This window comes from Silvibacterium sp. (genome assembly GCF_047605705.1).
GTDB lineage: Bacteria > Acidobacteriota > Terriglobia > Terriglobales > Acidobacteriaceae > Silvibacterium.
Genome location: NZ_JASGFD010000024.1, coordinates 54,048 through 75,461 on the forward strand (window position 1 = coordinate 54,048; position 21,414 = coordinate 75,461).

The following is a 21,414-nucleotide window of genomic DNA, read 5'->3' on the forward strand; positions in this document are numbered from 1 at the left end:
GGGGGTCTGAAACTCCAGGACTGGTGCTCCCATTATGTCAGCGAGAGCATTTTTACTCCGCTGGATCATAGCGCGGATCTCTCCTCGGTCTCCATGGGCTTGAATGATTGCGTCAGCGGTCCGGGCAGGAGGTACGGCATCGTTCCCTGTCCACTGCCGCCATCCTCGTTTCCTGCATCCGAGCGTCAGAGACTTCTTCCGTCCGTCCAATTACCAGGGCTGCAATCCCCAGGGGCCGCTGATACCGGAAGCTGACCGAAGTGACGCATGGATGTATTTCGCCGGACGGGGTATCTACCGTCCAATTTTACGGGAGGTAGAGAGGTTGACTTTTATTTTCTTATGTTTGCCGCTCATTCTCCGCATGCTGCCCCGGTCTTCAGCGGTACCCTCGCCGGCCACGAGGAGTCGCGGAGTCGATAGAATGCAGAGGGAGAGAAACGCTTGGCGGTAAAGATAAAGTTTGCGGCGCCCGAGGCGCGATCTGAATCCGGTAAGTCCTGGCTGACGCGCAGGGTCTTACTGGCAGTCGGCGCGGTCGTCGGCATTGTTGTTGTCTTCTTTGTTGCGGTCTTCTCCTTCTATTACTTCAAGTATCAGCACATCGTGGATGACCGGCTGGCCAAGCCGCTCTTTGCCAATACGGCGAAGATCTACGCTGCGCCGACGGAGCTACGTCCGGGTCAGAAGTACACGGTTCGCTACATCGAGCAGCAACTGCGCAGCGCGGGCTATACGGTGGATGGCGAAGGCTCGGCCTCGCCCATGGGCACCTTCACCGCGGGCGCCGAGAGCATCACGATTCATCCAGGGCCGCAGTCCTTCCACGCGCCCGATGCGGCGACCGTCACCTTCGACAGCGGGTCGATCAGCCAGATCACCGGCAGCAACGGCCAGCAGCTTGCGGCCTATGAGCTTGAGCCGCTGCTGATTACCGACCTTTCCGACGAGAACCGCGCCAAGCGCCGCATCGTGACCTATGATGACCTGCCGAAGACTCTGGTGCAGGCGGTGACGTCGATCGAGGATCGTCGTTTCTTCGAGCACGGCGGCGTGGATTACTACAGCATCCTCGGCTGGACCTGGCACGATCTGCGCGGGGACCGCCGCTTTGCCGGCGGTGCGTCGACGCTCACCATGCAGCTGGCGAAGATCATGTTTCTTACGCCGGAACGCACGTTTTCGCGCAAGGTCCGCCAGATCCTGGTCACCTTCCAGCTGGAGAATCACTATTCCAAGCAGAAGATCTTCGAGATTTACGCCAACCAGGTGCCTCTCGGGCAACGTGGCAGCTTCTCGGTCAACGGCTTCGGCGAGGCCGCTCAGGCCTACTTCGGCAAAGACGTGCGCCAGCTGACAGTGCCGGAATGCGCACTTCTGGCTGGTTTGATCCAGAGCCCAAGCCGCCTGAACCCCTATCGCCACGCTGAGCGCGCCGTTGCGCGTCGCAACGTTGTTCTCGATGCCATGGTCGAGACGGGCTCCATTACGAAGGAGCAGGCCGAAGAGTACAAAGCCACGCCGCTCAAGCTCGCCCCCGGCGCAGTCGATGCCGGTGAGGCTCCGTACTTCGTCGATCTCGTCCGCGACCAGCTCGCGCAGCGGCTGAACGACGCCGATTACAACCAGCAGGGTCTGCGCATCTACACCTCGCTCGACCCAGAACTCCAGCGTGCTGCCACCGAGGCGGTGAACGAGGAGATGAAGAACGTCGACGAGCAGGTGGAGCGCCTGCACGCCCGCCGCGTGAAGGCAGGGGATGAGTCTCCCATCGTCTATCCGCAGGTCGCGATCGTAGCGCTCAATCCGCATACCGGCCAGGTGCTGGCGCTTGTCGGTGGCCGGAACTACGGCGCCAGCCAGTTCAATCACGCGGTCTCCAACCGTCCGACCGGCTCGATCTTTAAACCCTTCGTCTACGCCGCTGCATTCAACACGAGCCTGGCGGGGGCGCAGTTGACCAATTCAGACGGAGTGAGCGCTACATTCTCGCCTGTCACGATCCTGAACGATCAGCAGACCACCTTTACCTTTGCCGGAAACCAGACCTATTCGCCCAAGGATTTTGAAGGCAAGTATTTCGGCGAGGTGACGGCGCGCGAGGCGCTCTATCGCTCGCTCAACAATCCCACGATTTCGCTGGCCGAGATGGTGGGCTATAACAATGTTGCCTCTCTCGCGCGGGATGCCGGCATCAAGTCCGCGCGCGGCACGCCGGCGATGGCCATCGGCGCCTATGGTTCGACCCCGTTGGAGATGGCTGGAGCCTACACGGTCTTCGCCAATGGCGGCGTCAAGATCGATCCGTGGATGGTGGCTTCGGTGCGGCATCCGAATGGCGATCCGGTTGCGGACTATACGCCAACGACCAAGCCGATTCTCGATCCCCGGGCGGCTTTCCTGACCCTTGGTCTGATGGAGGCCGTGATGAACGACCCCCACGGCACGGCAGCCGGGGTGCGCTCGATGGGCTTCCGGGCTCCTGCCGCAGGCAAGACCGGCACCTCGCATGACGCCTGGTTTGCTGGGTTTACTTCGAACCTGCTGACCATCGTATGGGTCGGTAATGACGATTATTCCGACATCAAGATTGAAGGCGCACATGCCGCGGCTCCCATCTGGGCCGACTTCATGAAGCGGGCCATCGCGTTGCCGCAATACTCGGACACAAAGGACTTTGTGCCGCCGCAGGGGGTTGTGCAGGTGACCCTCGACCGTGCAACGAACCTTCTTGCCGACGCCACCTGCTCGGACTCCGACTACTCGGCATATTTCCTCGAGGGGACCCAGCCGACCGACACCTGCGACCACGCCAATGGCGACCAGCGCAATCTTTTCCAGCGGATTTTTGGTCTAGGGGAGAAACCGGCGACGCCTCCCAGCACCCCGGCGGCGCAAACCCCGGCTCCTCAGCCGGTTACTCCTGTTCCAGCCGGGCAGCCCCAGCCGACCGCCCAGGCGCAGCCTCCTGTCACCGACGACAAGCCCAAAAAGAAGCCCGGCTTCTTCCGCAGGCTCTTTGGCGGTAGTAAGAAGGACAATAACGACCAGACCGACCAGCCTCAGCCTCCGGCTACTCCCCAGTAGCCGGCACTGGTTGCCTTCCTGCTGAAAAATGAGACAGAAGGTAGTTCGCGCGGTATACAGGAAAGGTAATGCGCTTCCCTCAAAATACTGATGACTAACTAGTTGTTTCGCGCATACCAACGGGTGACGCGAAACTCCTGCACTTCCCGCTACTGTGACTGTGGATGCAAATAAATTGTTGTCGCCGACCGCCCGTACGCTGAGCGATTCGACCACGAGGTCTGGTAGTGAACAAAACTCTCCTCTCTACTGCTCTTTGTGCTGCTGCTTTCTGCCTTTCCCCGGTTCTCTCCGCTGAGAGCGCCCTGACGAACTACATCCCCACCTCCCCGGTGGAGAATCCGATCTCGGAACACCGCTGGGAGATTTTCGGCGGAATCGGGTATAAGCCCTATTCCGTGGGCCCGGGCAGCGGCCATACTTCGCCCTTCTGGGGATTCAATGGCGAAGGAGCCTACTTCTTTACTTCCCACTGGGGCATTGCCGGCACCGGCCGCGGCTACTTCGGCACGGCGCACGTGAACGTTCCTAACTCCTATGGAATCTATAGGCCTACCACCGACGAGTACATGTACATGGGCGGCCCGGAGTATCGCTACGCGAGGAACGAGCACCTCAACCTGTCCCTGCATGCGTTTGTCGGTGCGGAGTACAACCAGATCAACGGCAATATCCGGACGACGTCCGGTGAGTATGTCGATCCTGAGGCCGTAGGCGTGTATAAGGATCAGCCGGCGCTGGGAAGCTCATTCGGTGGAGCGGCAGATTTCGCAGTGAACAACCACTGGGCCTTCCGCATCGAGCCGGAAGTTGTCATGGATGACTTCAAGTGGTCTCCGAACGGTGGCGGCCTGTCAGCCCATTTCGGCGCGTCCGCTGGTGTGGTCTACCGCATGCGCGGCATTCACCATCGCGGCAAGAGTTACTGAGCCGCTGCATAGTAGCCCGTGCGGTTCCGCACGACGTACGGGCTGGCTTCCGCCGGCGGGCGAGTCAGTGTCACCTGGATGGACCGGAACTGCCCGTCGGCCACGCGGCGTGCCGGGTAATAGCCGATCAGGTACTGCGTTCGCAGATCCTCTGAGACTTTCCGGAAGATCGTCTCGAGGTCTCCGCCATTGGCGTAATAGTACTTGCCGCCTGTCTCTTCGGAGAGAGTGATCATGGCGTGTTCGCCTGCCGTGTCGCGTCCGGCGTCGGCCAGGATCGGCAGGTCGATGATGCTGTAGACCATCACCTCGCCGCGCAGCGCCTGCTCGAGCGCCTCCGGATAGCCTGTACCCTTGACCGTGTTCCCACCGTCCGAGATCAGCACCAGAACCTTCCGTCCACGGTGCGTCGCGAGGCTTTGTGAGGCGAGATAAACCGCGTCATAGAGTGCGGTCGCTGGCCCGGTGGAGAGGTTTTCGAGTCCGGAATCGATACGGTGAAGGTTGTTCGTGAACGGCACAACCTCACGCACGTCCGAATTGAAGTCCATCAGATCGAGCTGGTCGGTTGGCCGTAGAAGCGCGTGGACGAAGTGGTGTGCTGCCGCCGTCTCGATTCCCAGATCCTTATGCACGCTGCCGCTGGTGTCCACGGCCAGCACAATGGACAGGGGCATCTCGGTATCTCGTTCAAAAAAGGCAATTTTTTGAGGGTGGCCGTCTTCGGTCAGGGCGAAATCAGTCTTTTCGAGGCCTGGAACCGGCGCGCCGTTCGTATCCGTCACCGTAACAAACACATTGACCAGCCGCACGTTCACCTGGATCGGCGGCAGCGATGGCCCCTGCGGAGGAGCTGAGACATCTGGCACGGCCTGGGCCAGGGCGCAGACGCCGGCGAGCGTCCAGCCTGCTGCGATGGCGAGGAGGCAGCGCTTCGTCCTGAGCCTCATGCGAAGTCCCGGTCCGGCGTCAGCTCGACTTTGCCATTGCTGTAGGGGTGGAGCTTTTTCGGAACGCGAATGCGGGAGAGGTGGGCAGGCATGCTGGTCTCAGGATACTCACAGATAGACGCACACCCGCCCCGCCACGTACACGTTCCAGCAACAATCTATTCATATCGCAGGACGGTTTGTGGATCGACCCGCGACGCTCGCCGTGCCGGAATCCAGCAGGCCGCGATGGCTGCCAGGGTGAGGAAGACGGGCACCGTCGCGAAGGTCAGCGGGTCATGCGGATCGATGCCGTAGAGAAAACTGCTGGAAAAGCGCGCAAGTGCGTAGGCTGCCGGCAGTCCAAGAGCCATGGCGATGGCCGTCAGCCACAGGCCCTGCCGAACGATGAGCCCGAGCACATCGCCTCGCCGCGCCCCGAGCGCCAGACGGATGCCCATCTCCCGCCGCCTGCGGCTCACCGCATAGCTGAGCACGCCGTAAAGCCCGAGCACCGCCAGCACCAGTCCGATGCCACCGAAGACGCTGAAGAGCGTAGCTGCGAGCCGGGGCAGGAACTGCGCCTTTTCGAGGTGCTCCCGCATGGTTTCGATATCGTAGACGGCCATCGCTGCATCGAGCGCATGCACCTGCTGTCTGAGTGCAGAGGTCACCGCTGCGGTATCGCCGTCGGTGCGCACAATGATCTGATAGCCGAGGAAGGAGGGATCGTAGTCGACCGATTGCGCCAGCGAGCGGAAGAGCACATACCGCTGCTGCTCGCCGAGCGTGCGGGACTTGATGTCTCCGGCGACGCCGATGATGCGGAAGCGGGTATCGCCATCACGCACGTACCTGCCGACCGGGTTCTCACCGGCAAAGAACTTCTCGGCGAAGTTGTGGTTGATCACCGCGACCTTTTCGTCCGCGGCGCTTTCGTGTCCAAAGCCGTGTCCGGCGGTGATGGGAATCCCCATGGTCTCGAAGTAGCCGGGCGAGGCCATGTACAGCTCGGCCGATGGGACCGTGTTTGAGTCTTTATTCTGTTCCCCGCTGCGGCCTTCGATCTGGAGACCGTCGCTGCGGTTGCCGCCTGCGAGCGGGACCTGATCCGTGGCCGCGGCCGAAAGGACGCCGGGGACATGAGCCGCGCGTTCGCGCAGTTCATCGAGGAAGGCCACGGTGCGCGCAGGGGTATAGCCGTGGACGCGAGGATCGACCGAGAGCATGAGCGCGCCCCGCTGACGGAAGCCGATCTCGATTGAGGAGGCATGCTGGAGGCTGCGCAGGAAAAGCCCTGTCGCGCAAAGCAGCACCAGGCTCATGGCCACCTGCGAGACGACGAGGATGGCGCGCAGGGTAATCCGCCGTCCGGGCCGTTCGAGGGCGTCCTCATTCTTGAGTGCGCGGATCATCATTGGCCGTGAAGCGACCCAGGCCGGAACCATGCCGAAGAGCACGCCGCTGCCTACACTCAGGGCGAAGACGAAGGCCAGCGTGCGCCAGTCCACACCGATCGTCAGGTCGAGCGGCACGGGTGCGGGCACATGAAAGGCGGAGAGCGCCGACGTGGCCCAGAGTGAGAGCATCGCTCCCGCCACGCCTCCAGCGACGCCGAGCAGCACGCTCTCACGCATCACGCGAGCAAGCAGGTGCCGACGCGAGGAGCCGAGCGCCAGCCGGATGGCCATCTCTTTCTGCCGTCCGGCAGCATGCGCCAGCAGCAGGTTGGTCACGTTCGCGCAGGCAATGGCCAGCACCAGCAGTACGACGACAAGCAGGGCTGCGAGGAAGGCAAGCACGCTTTCGCGGTCGCCCGGGGGCAGGGAGCCGGCGTCTTCAAAGCGGAAGCCTCCTCGTGCATCGCTCTGCGGATATTCGCGGGCCAGGTTTTCTGCCAATGTTGCCAGTTCCGCGTTCGCCTGCTGCTTTGTCACTCCCGGCTTCAGCCGCGCAATGATACCGAGCCAGTGCGAGGTGCGAGAGGTTCGCGCGGGCACATTCGCTGCAAAGCTTTCGAGATGGCCCATGGGAATCCAGAATTCCGGGTCAAGAACAAAGTCGAGTCCGCGGAAGTTTGCTCCGGCGATTCCAATCACCGTGTAGGGGCGGCCAGAGAGCAGAACCTTTCTGCCGACGATGGACGGGTCGGCGGCGAAGCGCCGCTGCCAGAGCTGGTACCCAAGCACTACGACGTCGGAGCGCTCTTCGGACGCGAGAAACCCGCGTCCGGCAGCCATGGGTGTCTGCGCGACATCGAAATAATTGGCCGTGGTGGACTGTCCCCATACCCGTTCCGGCTCGCCGTTGCCGCCAATCGAGGAGGGGATGAGTTCGTCATAGGCGGCAACGCCGGAGAACGCGGACGTGCGGTCTCGCACATCTTCATACAAGGGCCAGGAGAAATTGCTGCAGCAGGCGCCTCCCGGCATGCTGTGCATGGAAATCAGCGAGGCTGCATCCCGTACCGGCGCGGGACGCGACACAAAGCGGCTGATCATGGCGAAGATCGTGGCATTGGCTGCGATCCCCAGCGCCACCGAGATGACGACCGTGGCCGTCAGCCCCGGCATTCTGTTCAGCCGCCGCAGCGCGGCACCCCAGGCCTTTAGCTCCTCACGCATATGCCCCTCCGCAATGCAGGGCAGTACGCGGAACGGCCAGCGGACGTTCCGCTGGCCGGTAAATTTCCTCTTATTGCGTGATTCTGAAACGGCTTCCTAAGGGATTCAGCGGGTGGTTGCCGCCGAGGCCTCGCGAAGCCAGTGCGTCATCTGATCGGCGCCGACCAGCCCGGCCTGCTGATGGACCAGGCGGCCACCGGCGAAGACCGCGAAATTGGGGATTCCACGGACGTTATAACGCGCCGCCAGCTGCGGATGCGCCTCGGTGTCCACCTTGAGCACTACCGCCTGTCCGGCCATCTGTCTGGCTGTTTCGGCGACCTGCGGAGCCGCCATGCGGCAGGGACCGCACCACTCTGCCCAGAAGTCGACCAGCACCGGCACCTTCGCCTTGCTGACGATCTCGTCAAAGAGCGCGGTGTCAGCGGCGATAGCGGCATGGACCGGAGGCAGGGACGCTTTGCAGTTGCCGCAGCGACCGGTATCCGCCATGTGCTCCACCGGGATACGGTTCTTCGTTCCACACTGCCCGCACGTTTCTACAATTGCCATGGTCCCTCTTTCCTGCCGGCGGATCCACATTGCCCCGCCGAGCCTTTGCATCCTATAAGATGCGCGTGGCGCCACAGCAGGTTCAGGGGCCGGATGTCCGGCGGATCCGGCTTCGTGCCATCCTATTCAGAGAAGATGTTTTCAAGTCCTGTCAGCACTCCCGAGTCGCATCCCGAGAAAACCACCCCCGCGGCAAATCCGGCTGCGACCGTTGCGGAGCCGCATTCTGTCCCTGCCTACATGCAGGATGTGCTGGTCTTCGACTGGAAGAAGCAGACCTTTGCCGCGGATTTGGTCTTTGTCGTGCCGGTGGCGATCTGCCTGATCGCCGGAATCCTCGCCGGCCACCCGGGGGCGGCGCTCATTTCCGCCGGCGGTGCCGCTACCGTCGGTTTTGGAGCCAAGCAGCAGATCGACCAGTCGCGGCTGCTGCCGATGATTCTTGCCTCGTTCGGCATCGCCTTCTCCACCTTTATCGGCATGATTGCCGGGCACGAAAATGCCATCCTGGTGCCGCTGGCAGCGTTCTGGGGATTCGGCTACGGCATGCTTACCAGCCGCGAGGGCGGCTATGGATGGGTGGGGCAACAGTGCGTCACCACGCTGCTCGTCGGTTCGGCCTTCCCGTTCACTCCGCACGCGGCGTTTATCCGCGCCTTGCTGCTGCTGGCCGGAGGCGGCGTCCAGGTGCTCTGCTCCACGCTGCTGCTGCGCCTGTGGAGCCAGCTGCGGCAGGATCTGGTCCGCATGGGACACTACGTCCGCGCCGAGCGTGAGGCGCTGCGGACGATGGTAGTCGAGCTCTCCTCGCACCTCAAAACGCGCAGCATCAACAATTCCGTGATCCCCTACGCTCTGCGGCTCATGGTCGTGATCGGCGTCAGCACGGAGATCTACCGCCGGCTGCATTTCTCCAGCGGTTACTGGATCCCGATGACGGCCATGCTGGTGCTCAAGCCAGGGCTTGCGGATACGGCGAGCCGCGCCATTGCCCGTACGGTGGGCACCATCGCCGGGGCCTATCTGCTCTCGGCGGCCATTGGCTGGCTGCAGCCCTCGCAGGCGTGGATCGTGGTCTTCAGCATTGTTTTCGCATGGCTGGCGTACGCCACCATGAACATCAACTACGCGCTCTTTACCGTCTGCATCACGGGGTACATCGTCTTCCTGCTTTCACTAAACGCGACGCCCAGTGATGAAATTGCGCATCGCCGTGCTCTCTGCACTGCGATCGGCGGAGCGATCGCCCTATCGGTGAGACTGGTGGTTCTCTACCGCCGCAAGCGGTTCTGGTCACTCCGGCTCGCGCAGACACAGACTCCAACCCAGGCGTGACGCGAAGATGGGAAATCCGGAGTTAAGCTCACTGACCGTCGCGCATCTTCTCCTTCACGGTCTTGGCCAGCTTCTCGATCTCCTCGGCCTTTTTCACCACATCGATCGAGAGCTGGTCCTTGTTGCTCTTTTCGACCTCTGATTTGAGCTCCTGGGCCAGCGTCAGCAGGCGGGCCGTGTCGTCCACGATCTTCTGCTGACGGTCGGAGTTCCTCTGCCGCGCCAGCTTTTCCTCCATGCCCATGCTGCCTGGGCTGGCCGGACTGTTTGCAGGGCCTGAAACCTCCGTTGCCGGGAAGGTATTCGGCTGGATGGTCTGTGTCTGCTGGGCGGCCGCTCCAACGGCCAACGCAAAAGCCACTGCGCAGCTTGCTGCCGCATCGAACACTCTGACTCGCATGCTTCACCTCCCGGCCATCGTTTACGGGCAAACCGGTGCCTGTGCGGCGATCTGCCCATAGCCGTACGAAAATTGCGATCATTATAGGAACAGGAATCTGCAATGCACCCACTCACTCATCCTCTTTCTGAGCTCGTTTCCACTCCGCGCGGCTTTTTTGAGTCGCTGAATACCGAGTGGCTCGGGGATCTGCAGGAGTTTCTGCACAGCGTCCTGCCGAAGATCCTCGTTACGGCTCTGGGCGCCTGGATTCTTACGCGCATTCTCAATGTGGTCACCCGCCGGGTCGTGACCGTGGCCGAGCGCCATGCCGCCTCGGGCCCCGGCCATGTTGTGCAGGTGAAGACGCTGACCTCGGTGATCCGGGCGACTGGCGTGGGCATTATCGTTTTCATCGCGACGCTCGAAATCCTGCCTCTGCTTGGCTTCAACCTGCAGCCGCTGCTCACTTCGGCCGGCGTGGCCGGTGTCGCCATTGGTCTCGCGGCGCAGAGCATCTTCAAGGATTGCCTGAACGGCATCCTCGTCCTGGTGGAGAACCAGTATGGCATCGGTGATGTGGTTCGCATTGCCGGCCTCTCGGGCACGGTCGAGGCCATGTCGCTGCGAAAAACCATGGTTCGCGATGGAGACGGTACGCTTTATGTCATCCCCAATTCGCAGATCACCACGGTCGCGAACCTTACCCGCGACTTCTCCGTGGCCACGATCAGCGTTTCGGTGGATTTTTCCGCCAATCCCGACGAAGTCATGAAGCTGCTCAAGGACGTGGCGATGAGTGTGCGTACCGATCCTGCGTACAAGGACGTCTACCTCGCCGACCCCACGCTGCTTGGCGTCGACGCCATCAAGGGCTCGCAGGTGATTTATCCGGTGCAGCTGCGGACCAAGGCCAACCAGCAGTGGGCGGCCATGCGGGAAACGCAGCGCCGCATTCGCATCGCGCTTGCCGAGCACGGCATGCTGCCGGGCGATCCGCTCCGCGTCTTCTCCGCGAACCCGGGCGATACGTCCGCTGGAGCAGCCGCGGGCCATGCGACTCCGGCGGCCACTGCCAAACCGGATCCCACCTCAGCAAAGACGACGGACGTGAATCCCTTTACTGGCGAAGGCATGTAGCGACGCGCTCTAGATAAAATCGAAGCAGTGCTCGTTACAGATTTCGACTACGAACTTCCTGAAGAACTTATCGCCCAGCAGCCGCCTCCGGAGCGCTCAGGGGCGCGCATGCTGCTTGTGGATCGCGACACCGGCGACTGGCAGGACAGCGCCTTCGCGCATTTTCCTGAGCAGCTGCGCGAGGGCGATCTGCTGGTACTCAACAACAGCCGCGTCATTCCAGCGCGTCTCTTCGGTCGCCGCGTCGACGCTGCCTCGGGCGCCGAACATACTGGCCGCGTCGAGGTTTTTCTCACCACGCTGCGCGAGGAATGGGTGTGGGAGGCGTTGGTGCGCCCCGGCCGCAAGATGCACGCAGGCACGCAGCTGGTCTTCGGTAATGGAGAGCTGCGTGCCGAGGTGCTGGACCGCGGCGATTTTGGCGAGCGTACGCTGCGCTTCGCGCCGGTGCCTGACTTCTTCGCCGCGCTCGAAGCTCTCGGGCGCATTCCCCTGCCGCCCTATATTCACCGCGGCGAGCAGGATGCCGATTCCGACCGCGAACGCTACCAGACGGTCTTTGCGCGGGATCGCGGCTCGGTTGCCGCTCCCACTGCGGGTCTGCACTTTACGCCGGAGATTCTCGAGCGCATTCGCCAGCGCGGGGTTGAAGTGGCTTATGTCACGCTGCATGTCGGCCTTGGAACCTTCCAGCCTGTGCGCGTGGAAAAGCTGGAGGACATTCATCTCCACACCGAGCGCTACACGCTGCCGGAGGAGACTGCACACGCGTTGAATGCCGCGCGCAGGGATGGACGGCGTGTCGTCGCCGCAGGGACCACGACCGTGCGCACGCTGGAGCACTGCGCGCGGCAGGGCGAAGAATTTACGCCGCATGCGGGCAGTACGAACATCTTTATCTCACCTGGATTCACATTCCGGGCGGCAAATGCGCTGCTGACCAACTTCCACCTGCCTCAGTCCACGCTGCTGATGCTGGTGAGCGCACTTGCGGGGCGGGATCACGTGCTGGCGGCGTATCGGCACGCTGTGGCGGAGCGCTATCGTTTCTTCTCCTATGGTGACTGCATGTTTCTCTCGTAAGTGTTACGCGCGGCTTGAGTTGGTATGGGGCAGGGAATTCCTCGCCCCAAAGCGGTAGACTCAACAGGTGTCTAACGTAGCCAACACCGCCGCGCCCGTCTATCTGCTCGACTCGATGTCCTTCATCTTCCGTGCCTACCACGCGATGCAGCGGCAGCGGCCCATGTCCACACGCACAGGCGTTCCCACCGCCGCGACCTATGTCTTCGTGAACATGATCAACAAGCTGCGCAAGGACTTCGGTCCCGAATACTTTGCCGCAGTCTTCGATTTAAGCGGGCCCGTCTTCCGCGATGAGCGTGCGAAGACGATGACGACCGTGCGCAAGTTCAATATCAAGACGCAGCAGTTCGACGAGGTAGAGTACGGTGGCTACAAGGCCAATCGCACCGAGATGCCAGCGGACCTTGCACAGCAGTTGCCCTACATCCGCCGTGCGCTCGAGGCTTTTCATATTCCGATCGTTTCGGCTGAGGGCTTCGAAGCGGACGATGTGATCGGCACGCTTTCCCGGAAGGCCGCGGAAGCGGGACATCCGGTCTATGTCGTTTCGAACGACAAGGACATGCTGCAGCTCGTCACCGACCGCGTGAAGATTCTCAATCCCGCGAAGGACAATCTCGTCCTCGATCGCGAAAAGGTTGTCGAGACGCTGGGTGTGCCGCCGGAGCAGGTGATCGATGTGATGGCGCTGCGCGGCGACTCTATCGACAATATTCCCGGAGCGCCCGGCATCGGCGATAAGGGCTCCGTTGAGCTGATCCAGCAGTTCGGCTCTGTCGAGGCCGCGCTCGATCGCGCCTCGGAGGTGAAGCGCAAGACGTATCGCGAGTCGCTCGAGAACAACCGCGATACGGTGATGCTGAGCAAAGAGCTGGTGACGATTCACTGCTCGGTGCCGATTGAGCTTGACCTTGAAAAGATGCGCACGACTGAGCCTGACGTCGCTGCGTGCCGTGAGCTCTTTACCGAGCTTGAATTCACCACGATGCTGAAGGAGCTAGCGCCGGCTGTCACCACGCAGGTTTACGAGCATCTTCTGGAGCCCACGCCGGAGCAGTTTGCAACCTTCGAGAAGGCTGCGCGAGCAGGCGGGTTTGCCCTTGCTGTCGGTGCGTCTGCACTCGAGTCTGCTTCGGAACAGGTCTCGGAGCAGGAGACGGAGGCGATCGAAGAGCGCGAGCCGGTGTACAAGACAATGTCGCTGCTCGATCTTGTCGAGCAGGCAGAGAAGGATCAGGCAGAGCAGCAAGGGAATACTCTGGAGCCTGCGAAGCACAAGGTAGCCGTGGCGGCTGGGGCGGAGGCAGCGCTGCTGGTCGAGCTCGATGCCATGAAGGCCCTGCTGGAAGACGAGAGCATTTCCAAGCGCGTGCATGATCTGAAGGGCGCGTTGCGCACGCTGGAAGCGCATGGTGTAACGCTGCGTGGAGCGCAGGACGACCTGATGCTCTACTCATATCTCGTCAATCCGACGCACACCACACATCGCCTGAGCGACGTGGCTGCGCGCTTCAGCACGACGCCGCTGCGCGAGGCTGGCGAGCATGAGCTGACCGAGGCGGCCCATGCAATCTATGCGCTGACGCCCACGCTGCGCGAGGATGTGCAGTCGCTGGAAGAGCGCCGTCTCTATGAGACCATCGACCTTCCGCTGGTTCCGATCCTGCTTGGCATGGAGAAGGCCGGTGTCCGCATTGACTCCGCGCTGCTGAATCGCATGGGCGAGACGCTCTCCACCGAGATGCAGCGTGTGGGCGAGGATATCTACGCGCAGTCCGGGCATCGCTTCAACATCAACTCTCCGAAGCAGCTTGGTGACGTACTCTTCAACAAGATGAACCTGCCCAAGCCGCTCAAGTACGGCAAGGGTAAGGTCGTTTCGACTGCGCAGGATGTGCTGGAAGAGCTCGCGGAGCATAATGCGGTGCCGCGCCTCGTGCTCGAATATCGCCAGCTGGCCAAGCTGAAGTCGAATTATGTCGATTCGCTTCCGCTGCTCGCAGATGCGGAAGGCCGCGTCCACACCACCTTCAACCAGGTGGGCACGGCAACGGGGCGCCTCTCTTCGACGAATCCGAATCTACAGAATATTCCTGTCCGTACCGAGCTAGGCCGCGAGATTCGCGCGGCGTTCATCGCTGCACCGGGCAATCGTCTGCTCTCTGCGGACTATTCGCAGATCGAGCTGCGCCTGATGGCGCATTTCTCTGCTGATCCGCTGCTGGTCGAGGCGTATCGCACGGACAAGGATATCCATACGCTCACCGCGTCCGAGGTCTTCGGCGTTCCTGCCGAAAGCATGAGCAAGGAGACCCGTAATCGCGCGAAGGCCGTGAACTTCGGTATCGTGTACGGCATCTCGCCCTTCGGACTTGCAGCACAGCTTGGCATCGAGCAGAACGAAGCGCGGCTCTACATCGAAACATACTTCGAGCGCTATAAGGGCGTGCGCGCCTTCATCGACTCACTGCTTGAAAGCACACGCGCAGAGCAGAGGGTGCGCACAATCTTCGGGCGTGTGCGTCCGATTCCGGATATCCAGAGCCGCAACGGAAACCTGCGTGGCTTTGCCGAGCGCACGGCAGTAAACACACCGCTGCAGGGCACGGCCGCGGATCTCATCAAGCTCGCGATGATTCGCATCGATGCTGAACTGGCAACGCGCAAGCTGGCAACACGCATGATCCTCCAGGTTCATGACGAACTGCTCTTCGATGTGCCGGAAGCCGAGGTCATCGAGGTTGAGCAGTTGGTAAAGCACGAGATGGAGCACGTGATCGAGCTCAGCGTGCCGCTGGTAGCCGAGGTAGGTATCGGCGCAAACTGGCGGGATCTGAAGTAAGTCATCACAACAGTTGCAAAAGCAAACAACCGCCGGAAATGATTCCGGCCGCCGTTCGCTTCATACGGAATTGCTATGCGCCAAGTTCCGTGCGGATCGCATCGGCGATGGCTTCTGCGTGCCGCCGCATCGCTTCTTCTGACTCGGCTTCGATCATGACGCGCGCCAGCGGCTCTGTGCCTGAGTAGCGCACAACGACGCGGCCATTGCCATCGAGTTCCGCTTCTGCCGCGCTGATCGTTGCGGCGATGCTCGCGCTGTCGTGCAGCGGCTTCTTCTCGCGCACCTTTACATTCAGGATCACCTGCGGAAAGACCTTCAGGTCGGCGAGAAGCTCGTGCAGCGGCTTGCCGCTGCGACGGACGATATCGAAAACCACAAGCGCCGTGAGCAGACCGTCGCCTGTCGTGGCGAGGTGAGGGAAGAGGATGTGCCCGGACTGCTCGCCGCCGAGCGATGCGCCCTCGGCCTGCATGCGCTCAAGCACATACTTGTCGCCGACAGGGGCGCGCAGCATCGCAATCGCATCGCGGCGCAGCGCCGCCTCGAGGCCCATGTTCGACATCGTCGTAGCAACCACGGTTTCCTTGCGCAGGAGTCCGCGTGCTTTCAGGTCACGTGCCGCAAGCAGCAGCACGCCGTCGCCGTTGACGACGTTGCCGTTCGCATCGGCGAAGAGTGCGCGGTCGGCATCGCCATCGAAAGTCACGCCGAGATCCGCGCTCTGCGCTTTCGTCTCTGCTGCAACGGTCTTTGGATGCAGGGCGCCGCAGTCATCGTTAATGTTTCGTCCATCAGGGTTCGCATGCGTAAGCACGACCTTGCCGCCGAGGCGTGCGAAGAGTTCAGGAGCGAGAGCAGACGCTGCGCCGTTCGCACAATCGAGCACGATCTTCAGGTCGCCGAGTTCGAGTCCGGGGACAGCGGAGAGCAGGAAAGCCTCGTAGTCTTTGCGATATTTTGCCTCGACAGGCGGGGCCTTGAGCGTCGAAGTATCCGGGGCTGAGACGGATTCGAGCTGGCGGAAGATCTCGTCTTCGATGCGCAATTCCACTTCGTCGGCTAATTTGTAACCGTCGCCGCCAAAAATCTTGATGCCGTTGTCATGCCAGGGATTGTGCGAAGCCGAGATGACCACGCCGGCCGCAAAACCGTGTTTCCGCGCGAGAAAAGCGATGGCCGGTGTTGTGATCACGCCTGCGCTTTCGACCCTTGCGCCACCTTCACGAAGGCCGGCAGCGAGAGTCGCCGCGATCCAGTCGCTCGACTCGCGCGTGTCCATGCCGAGGATCACTGCAGGCTGCGCGGCTACGGGTTTCAGTTGGTGTGCCAGCGCTACGCCCACTGCGAAAATCGTGTGCGCATCGAGCGGGGCCTGGCCTGCCACGGCGCGAATGCCATCGGTGCCAAAAAGCTTTCTCATTCTGTCGTCGCTTCCTCTGATGTTGTGGTGACGCGGCTCTCCACCGTGCCATGCGCCAGCCGCGTGCGCAGCGTCTGCCCTGGCTGAGCCTCGCGTGCCGAGCGCAGAAGCCCGCCCTGATCGTCATAGACCAGTGCGTAGCCGCGCTCCAGTACGCCGAGCGGGGAGAGTGAGTGCAGCATGCGTTCCAGTGCTTCGACGCGCGCGCGCCTGCGTTCTAAACCTGCATGTTGCGCCTGTGCAAGGCGCCCACTGAGCGCGTCGAGTTGGCCTGCTGTCAGTCGCAGGCGATGCCGCACATCGTGCCGCATCAAGCTTTCTGTCACCTGTTGCAGGCGTGATGCTTCGCGCTGCAGCCTGCGTCCAAGCTGCGTCTGTATGCGCAGGATCAGTTCATCGATGCGTTGTTGCCGGCGTTGCAGAGCGTCTTCAAATCGCGCGAGCGCCGCTGGTGCCGAGATGCGCGAGAGCCGGTCACGCGCGCGCATCAGCGCATAGCGGGCCGCGCGCTGGAGCCGTAGCGATAGTTCCTCGACCTGTTCTTCAATGCGGTGTTGCGCAGCGGTGATGAGCTCTGCCGCCGCAGAAGGAGTTGGCGCACGCAGATCAGAGACAAAGTCGGCAATGGTGAAGTCTGTCTCGTGCCCCACTGCTGAGACGACGGGAAGCTCAGAGGCTGCGATGACACGGGCCAGCCCCTCGGAGTTGAAGGCCATCAGGTCTTCGAGCGATCCGCCGCCGCGCGCGACGACGATGACATCCACCTCGCGCGACTGGTTGAAATAACGAACGCCGGCTGCGATCTCCGCGGCTGCGCCGTCGCCCTGCACGAGAGCGGGATAGAGCAGCACCTTGAGCGCTGCGTGTCGTCTGCCGGCAACATTCAGGAAGTCGCGGATGACCGCGCCGGAAGGTGAGGTGACAATGCCGACGCAGTGAGGAAATGCGGGGAGCGGCTTCTTGCGCGCCTGGTCGAACAGGCCTTCGCGCTGCAGCTGCGCCTTCACCTGCTCAAAGGCCATCTGCAGGGAGCCTGCTCCGACGGGCTCAAGGTGCTCGGCCACAATCTGCACCGAGCCGCGCTGCTCATACACGGTGAGCCGCCCGCGCAGCAGGATGTGCAGGCCGTCCTCGGGTCGGAAGCGCAGCAAGCTTGCCTGCCGGCGGAACATCACCACCGCAAGCTGTGCGCCGTCATCCTTGAGGTTGAAATAGACATGGCCGGAGGCGGCGATGCGCAGGTCCGAGATTTCGCCCTCGACCCAGATGTCCTGAAAGCTGCGTTCGATCTCCGAGCGCAACTGCGCGTTCAGGTCGCCCACCCGCCATACGCGCCGCTGGGGCGCTGGTGCCTCTTCGAAGCTGAATCCGAGCTGCGCTCCGCGGCGGCTCTGCTGTTCCGGTACTCCCACGACTTCCCAGTCTACATGCGTGCGGAGCACTCGTCCGGCATGAGGAAATCAGCGCCGGAAGCGCGACAGCAGATAGAAAGCCAGCGAGAGCAGGATGCTCAGCAGGATCGACGTGCCGAGCGGAAAGTAGACTGCGACATTCTTCCTGCGCCATGCCAGATCGCCGGGCATCTGCCCGGGACGCAGACCGATGCGATCGAGCAGGTAGACGACGCCTCCTGCCACGATCAGCAGCAATCCAAGCTTTACCAGCATCCGCGCCAGGCCGTTGATCACATGTGCTCCGCTTTCAGACTAACCGCTTTCTTTCTGTGATGACGTACACTGGCCCAGCGCCAAGCGGCGCTCGCGGAGATCGTCCTCTTGCATATCCTTTTTTTCATCGCCGGAATCGCATGTCTTGTGACCGCGCTCTTTGACGCCTTCCAGACGGTGATTGTGCCGCGCCGGGCGGTCGGCCGTTTCCGCATCACAAATGTGCACTATGCGCTCACCTGGCGTCCGTGGGCGATGATCGCAGGGTTGATCCGCGATGCGCGCAAGCGCGAGACGATGCTGAGCTACTACGGCCCGCTCTCTCTGCTGTTGCTTATCCTCATCTGGGCGGCCGCCCTGCTCTTCGGCTTCGCTCTGCTTTATGCCTCGCTGAACTCGCAGATCCAGGACCCGCTTGCGGTGCGTCCCGGTTTCTGGTCCGACCTTTATCTCAGCGGCACCACGATCTTTACGCTCGGTCTCGGCGATCTTACGCCCCACTCGCCATGGGCGCGGGCCTGCGTCGTGGTTGAATCAGGCATTGGCCTCGGCTTTCTTGCGTTGGTCATCGGATATTTCCCGGTCCTCTATGGCGCATTCTCGAAGCGCGAGGCCAGCATCTCGCTGCTGGATGCGCGTGCGGGCTCGCCGCCTACTGCGGCTGAGCTGATGCGCCGTCACGCGTTCCCCGGAGGGAGCGACGCGCTGAACATTCTGCTGGTGGAGTGGGAGCGCTGGTCGGCAGAGTTGCTGGAGAGCCATATCTCCTACCCGCTGCTCTGCTACTTCCGCTCCCAGCATTCGAACCAGAGCTGGCTCTCCGCGCTCACGGCGATCCTCGACGTATGCGCGCTGATGATTGCCGGCGTGCAGGACCACGCCGCACGGCAGGCACAGCTTACCTTCGCCATTGCGCGCCACGCGCTGGTCGATATCGCACAGATCTTTTCGCTGTCACCTACGCAGCAGACGGACGATCGCCTGCCGCCCGAGCGTTTCGAGGTGCTGTATCGGCTTCTATGCGAGTCCGGCATCCGCGTCTGCAGGGATGGCGATTCGATGGCCCGCCTGGCGGCGATGCGTGCGCTCTATGAAGGCTATGCCAACGCACTCAGCCGCTATCTCTGCATGTCGCTGCCGCCTTGGGTCGCGGATCGTCCGTACCGCGACAACTGGCTTTCCGTGGCGCGCGTTCGCGCAGCGGCTGAATCGGCGTCGGCGGAAAGCGTCGTTGCGCCGGTTGTCGTTAACGACGAAGAGCACCATATTTTCTAGCTGCGGATTTTTAGCTGCGAAAAAGGCAAAGGGCTTCGGAAGGAAGCCCTTGCATTGCCTCAAATGCTGACTGAATGTGGCTTCTACCAACTGCCGCGTTCGCCGAACATTTCGATGACCTGCTCGAGGCGCTCGCAACCGTTGGCCCAGTTTGCCATCAACGCCTTCTCTACACGATTGGCATCGCCCGCTTCGATGGCCCGGATGATCTCTTCGTGCTCCTCGAGCGAAATATGCAGGTCGTTGATGATGGAGCTGGCATAGAGCCGCCAGTAGCGTTCAGCCTGCGGCTCAATGGCGTTGTGCAGCACGGTGAGCCGTGGGCCGGCGCTTGAAACGACGATGGTGCGGTGGAACTGCCGGTCGAGGTCGAAGATGCCGCCTGCAGCCGACGGGCGGCCATCTTTTACGATGTCGTGCAGCTGTTGGTTGATCTCCCGCAGAGTCTTCGCGATCTCCTTGCGGTCTGCCTCGGGCAGCCTGGCTGTTTCGCGGCCGGCCATGCCTTCCATGCGGCCGATGATCGCGTAGAGTTCGCGCGCGTCGTCCTTAGTGAGCGGAGCTACGAACATGCGCGTTTTGCTGGCGCTCTTCTGCTCGAGGACATACCCCTCGCGCTGCAGCCAGTGCAGCGCGCCGCGAACCGGCGTACGGCTCATGCCCAGGCGGTCGGCCAGGTCGCCTTCCACAATCCACGTTCCCGGAGCCAGCTTGCCATGCACGATCAGCTCACGAATCTGCTGGAACGCTGTCAGCAGGCTGGTGCCGTGTTCGGCCTTCGCCGCCTTTCCCATTCCGCCTTTTTTACCCTTGGAGCCCGCCTTTGTGGCGGCCGAGCTGCTTGCCTTCTCTCGCATTCTTCCCCGGAAAATGACTGGTTTCGTGGAGCTACTAACCGCTCAGCATACGCGACTTAGCCCCTTTTTCACCACCATTGAATACATCGCGGCTGCCATTTTTGGTTTTTGCAATGAAATGTCGCCTTAAAATACCTATTTTAAAAATAGGTATTTAGAGCTAATATTCCAGCCATGCCAAGAAACTCTGCCTCCCGCGATCTTTTTCCCGGCGCGCTTGAAGCGATGATCCTCCAGTCGCTCCGCCGGAGCCCCATGCATGGATATGCACTGGTAAAGCACATCCAGCAGGTCTCGGAAGACCTGCTACAGATCGAGGAAGGCTCGCTCTATCCGGCGTTGCAGAGGATGCTTCGCGAGGGCTGGCTTGAGTGCGAGGCCGGTATATCCGCCAAGAATCGCCCCACCCGGATTTACCGCCTGACGGACGCCGGCCTCCGTCATCTTGAGCAGGAGCTTTCGAGCTTCGAGCGGATGTTCGCCGGTATCACCCGTGTCCTCGCCATTTCGCAAGCCTGAGGGGAGTTCCGCCTGTGCGCACCTTCCGTTCGTTCTTTTTGCGTCTATTGTTTCGCCGCCGCCGTTATGACGACCTTGCTGTCTCCATGCAGGAGCACCTTGAGGAGAAGGTCGACGAGCTGATGGACGAGGGCCTGTCTCGCGAGGAAGCGGAACAGGCTGCGCGCCGAGCCTTTGGCAACGTGGCGCTGATGGAAGAGCGGAGCCGCGAGGCGTGGCAGTGGCCCACGGTGGAAAGCATTCTTGCGGACATTCGCTTCGCACTTCGGCAGATCCGGCGTGCTCCGGGCTTTGCCGCAATCGTGGTTCTGACGCTGGGGCTCGGAATCGGTGCGAATACCGCGATCTTCACGCTGGTCCATGCGATCCTGCTGCGGTCGCTGCCTGTCAGCGATCCGGCGCGGCTGGTCCGCGTTGGGGATGGTGTCGGGGATTGTTGCTTTACCAACGGGCTGGAGAATCCGGATGGGAGCGTCGACATCTTCTCTTACGGTTTCTATCGCCATCTTCGGGAGACGACCCCGGAGTTTCAGCAACTGGCCGCGATGGAGGCGGGCTTTAGCCGCTTCAGCGTGCGGCGCGGCGAAGGCCCGGCGAGATCGCGCTTCGGCGAGTTTGTCTCTGGCAACTACTTCGAGACCTTTGGTGTTGGGGCGTTCGCAGGCCGTGTTTTTACTGACGCCGACGATCAGCCCTCCGCCGCTCCGGTAGCGATCGTCAGCTATGCGGCGTGGCAGGCGGACTTCGGAGGCGACGCTTCGATTGTTGGC

General features: G+C 61.9%; 17 protein-coding genes. 9 read left to right on the forward strand and 8 right to left on the reverse strand.

All coding sequences use genetic code 11. The features are described from left to right. The first annotated feature begins 444 nt into the window (after positions 1 to 444). Together QM649_RS10565 and QM649_RS10570 are read left to right on the forward strand one after the other, a co-directional pair. The gene (locus tag QM649_RS10565) at positions 445 to 3,087 is read left to right on the forward strand and encodes a PBP1A family penicillin-binding protein (protein WP_415199005.1); all 2,643 of its coding nucleotides are present in this window, start codon (positions 445 to 447) and stop codon (positions 3,085 to 3,087) included. Positions 3,088 to 3,314: 227 nt separating this feature from the next. After that, the gene (locus QM649_RS10570) at positions 3,315 to 4,016 is read left to right on the forward strand and encodes an outer membrane beta-barrel protein (RefSeq protein ID WP_415199006.1); all 702 of its coding nucleotides are present in this window, start codon (positions 3,315 to 3,317) and stop codon (positions 4,014 to 4,016) included. Here QM649_RS10570 and QM649_RS10575 read toward each other — a convergent pair. From QM649_RS10575 to trxA, 3 genes are all read right to left on the reverse strand, one after another. Continuing rightward, the gene (locus QM649_RS10575; protein WP_415199007.1) at positions 4,010 to 4,966 is read right to left on the reverse strand and encodes a VWA domain-containing protein; all 957 of its coding nucleotides are present in this window, start codon (positions 4,964 to 4,966) and stop codon (positions 4,010 to 4,012) included. The two genes, QM649_RS10570 and QM649_RS10575, sit on opposite strands and share 7 nt — an antisense overlap. Before the next feature lie 158 nt (positions 4,967 to 5,124). Then, positions 5,125 to 7,569 carry an ABC transporter permease gene (locus QM649_RS10580; RefSeq protein WP_415199008.1) on the reverse strand — a complete coding sequence of 815 codons (2,445 nt, stop codon included), beginning with the start codon at positions 7,567 to 7,569 and terminating at the stop codon, positions 5,125 to 5,127. A gap of 105 nt (positions 7,570 to 7,674) precedes the next feature. Next, complete coding sequence (gene trxA, locus QM649_RS10585; RefSeq protein ID WP_415199009.1) at positions 7,675 to 8,121, reverse strand: thioredoxin; 447 nt, start codon at positions 8,119 to 8,121, stop codon at positions 7,675 to 7,677. Positions 8,122 to 8,256: 135 nt separating this feature from the next. On the opposite strand from trxA, the gene QM649_RS10590 reads away from it, so the two are divergent. Then, on the forward strand, positions 8,257 to 9,456 hold the full coding sequence (locus tag QM649_RS10590) for an FUSC family protein (RefSeq protein WP_415199010.1): 1,200 nt from the start codon (positions 8,257 to 8,259) through the stop codon (positions 9,454 to 9,456). A gap of 28 nt (positions 9,457 to 9,484) precedes the next feature. Here QM649_RS10590 and QM649_RS10595 read toward each other — a convergent pair whose 3' ends face one another. Beyond that, positions 9,485 to 9,856: a hypothetical protein gene (locus QM649_RS10595; protein WP_415199011.1), complete on the reverse strand. Its 372-nt coding sequence runs from the start codon at positions 9,854 to 9,856 to the stop codon at positions 9,485 to 9,487. Between the two features lie 102 nt (positions 9,857 to 9,958). On the opposite strand from QM649_RS10595, the gene QM649_RS10600 reads away from it, so the two are divergent. From QM649_RS10600 to polA, 3 genes are all read left to right on the forward strand, one after another. Next, a complete protein-coding gene (locus tag QM649_RS10600; RefSeq protein WP_415199012.1) occupies positions 9,959 to 10,975 on the forward strand; it encodes a mechanosensitive ion channel family protein in 1,017 nt (338 codons plus the stop codon). 27 nt (positions 10,976 to 11,002) lie between these two features. Next, positions 11,003 to 12,058, forward strand: a complete 1,056-nt coding sequence (queA, locus tag QM649_RS10605) for a tRNA preQ1(34) S-adenosylmethionine ribosyltransferase-isomerase QueA (protein WP_415199013.1) — start codon at positions 11,003 to 11,005, stop codon at positions 12,056 to 12,058. Between the two features lie 115 nt (positions 12,059 to 12,173). Next, positions 12,174 to 14,903, forward strand: coding sequence for a DNA polymerase I (polA, locus tag QM649_RS10610; RefSeq protein ID WP_415199021.1), 2,730 nt, complete (start codon positions 12,174 to 12,176; stop codon positions 14,901 to 14,903). A 73-nt stretch (positions 14,904 to 14,976) separates the two neighbouring features. Here polA and glmM read toward each other — a convergent pair whose 3' ends face one another. Genes glmM through QM649_RS10625 form a run of 3 tightly spaced genes read right to left on the reverse strand, consistent with a single transcriptional unit; the run spans position 14,977 to position 18,014 of the window. Further along, positions 14,977 to 16,326 carry a phosphoglucosamine mutase gene (glmM, locus tag QM649_RS10615; protein WP_415199014.1) on the reverse strand — a complete coding sequence of 450 codons (1,350 nt, stop codon included), beginning with the start codon at positions 16,324 to 16,326 and terminating at the stop codon, positions 14,977 to 14,979. Next, the gene (xseA, locus tag QM649_RS10620; RefSeq protein ID WP_415199015.1) at positions 16,323 to 17,768 is read right to left on the reverse strand and encodes an exodeoxyribonuclease VII large subunit; all 1,446 of its coding nucleotides are present in this window, start codon (positions 17,766 to 17,768) and stop codon (positions 16,323 to 16,325) included. Before xseA ends, glmM begins: the two co-directional genes overlap by 4 nt. Positions 17,769 to 17,786: 18 nt before the next feature. Then, positions 17,787 to 18,014: a DUF2905 domain-containing protein gene (locus QM649_RS10625; RefSeq protein WP_415199016.1), complete on the reverse strand. Its 228-nt coding sequence runs from the start codon at positions 18,012 to 18,014 to the stop codon at positions 17,787 to 17,789. Positions 18,015 to 18,101: 87 nt separating this feature from the next. Between QM649_RS10625 and QM649_RS10630 the strand changes: the two genes are divergently transcribed. Beyond that, positions 18,102 to 19,268: a potassium channel family protein gene (locus QM649_RS10630; protein ID WP_415199017.1), complete on the forward strand. Its 1,167-nt coding sequence runs from the start codon at positions 18,102 to 18,104 to the stop codon at positions 19,266 to 19,268. An 83-nt stretch (positions 19,269 to 19,351) separates the two neighbouring features. On the opposite strand, the gene QM649_RS10635 is transcribed toward QM649_RS10630, so the two are convergent. After that, positions 19,352 to 20,062 carry a GntR family transcriptional regulator gene (locus QM649_RS10635; RefSeq protein WP_415199018.1) on the reverse strand — a complete coding sequence of 237 codons (711 nt, stop codon included), beginning with the start codon at positions 20,060 to 20,062 and terminating at the stop codon, positions 19,352 to 19,354. A gap of 237 nt (positions 20,063 to 20,299) precedes the next feature. Between QM649_RS10635 and QM649_RS10640 the strand changes: the two genes are divergently transcribed. After that, complete coding sequence (locus QM649_RS10640; RefSeq protein WP_415199019.1) at positions 20,300 to 20,644, forward strand: PadR family transcriptional regulator; 345 nt, start codon at positions 20,300 to 20,302, stop codon at positions 20,642 to 20,644. Between the two features lie 14 nt (positions 20,645 to 20,658). Then, positions 20,659 to 21,414 (forward strand): permease prefix domain 1-containing protein (locus tag QM649_RS10645; RefSeq protein ID WP_415199020.1); only part of this gene is annotated, 756 nt, incomplete at its 3' end.

What these genes read in the sequence shown, in the direction of transcription:
- QM649_RS10575 (WP_415199007.1), bottom strand. Translation starts at nt 4,966, where the DNA reads ATGAGGCTCAGGACGAAGCGCTGCCTCCTCGCCATCGCAGCAGGCTGG.
- QM649_RS10580 (WP_415199008.1), bottom strand. Translation starts at nt 7,569, where the DNA reads ATGCGTGAGGAGCTAAAGGCCTGGGGTGCCGCGCTGCGGCGGCTGAAC.
- trxA (WP_415199009.1), bottom strand. Translation starts at nt 8,121, where the DNA reads ATGGCAATTGTAGAAACGTGCGGGCAGTGTGGAACGAAGAACCGTATC.
- QM649_RS10590 (WP_415199010.1), top strand. Translation starts at nt 8,257, where the DNA reads ATGTTTTCAAGTCCTGTCAGCACTCCCGAGTCGCATCCCGAGAAAACC.
- QM649_RS10595 (WP_415199011.1), bottom strand. Translation starts at nt 9,856, where the DNA reads ATGCGAGTCAGAGTGTTCGATGCGGCAGCAAGCTGCGCAGTGGCTTTT.
- QM649_RS10600 (WP_415199012.1), top strand. Translation starts at nt 9,959, where the DNA reads ATGCACCCACTCACTCATCCTCTTTCTGAGCTCGTTTCCACTCCGCGC.
- polA (WP_415199021.1), top strand. Translation starts at nt 12,174, where the DNA reads ATGTCCTTCATCTTCCGTGCCTACCACGCGATGCAGCGGCAGCGGCCC.
- glmM (WP_415199014.1), bottom strand. Translation starts at nt 16,326, where the DNA reads ATGAGAAAGCTTTTTGGCACCGATGGCATTCGCGCCGTGGCAGGCCAG.
- QM649_RS10635 (WP_415199018.1), bottom strand. Translation starts at nt 20,062, where the DNA reads ATGGGAAAGGCGGCGAAGGCCGAACACGGCACCAGCCTGCTGACAGCG.
- QM649_RS10640 (WP_415199019.1), top strand. Translation starts at nt 20,300, where the DNA reads ATGCCAAGAAACTCTGCCTCCCGCGATCTTTTTCCCGGCGCGCTTGAA.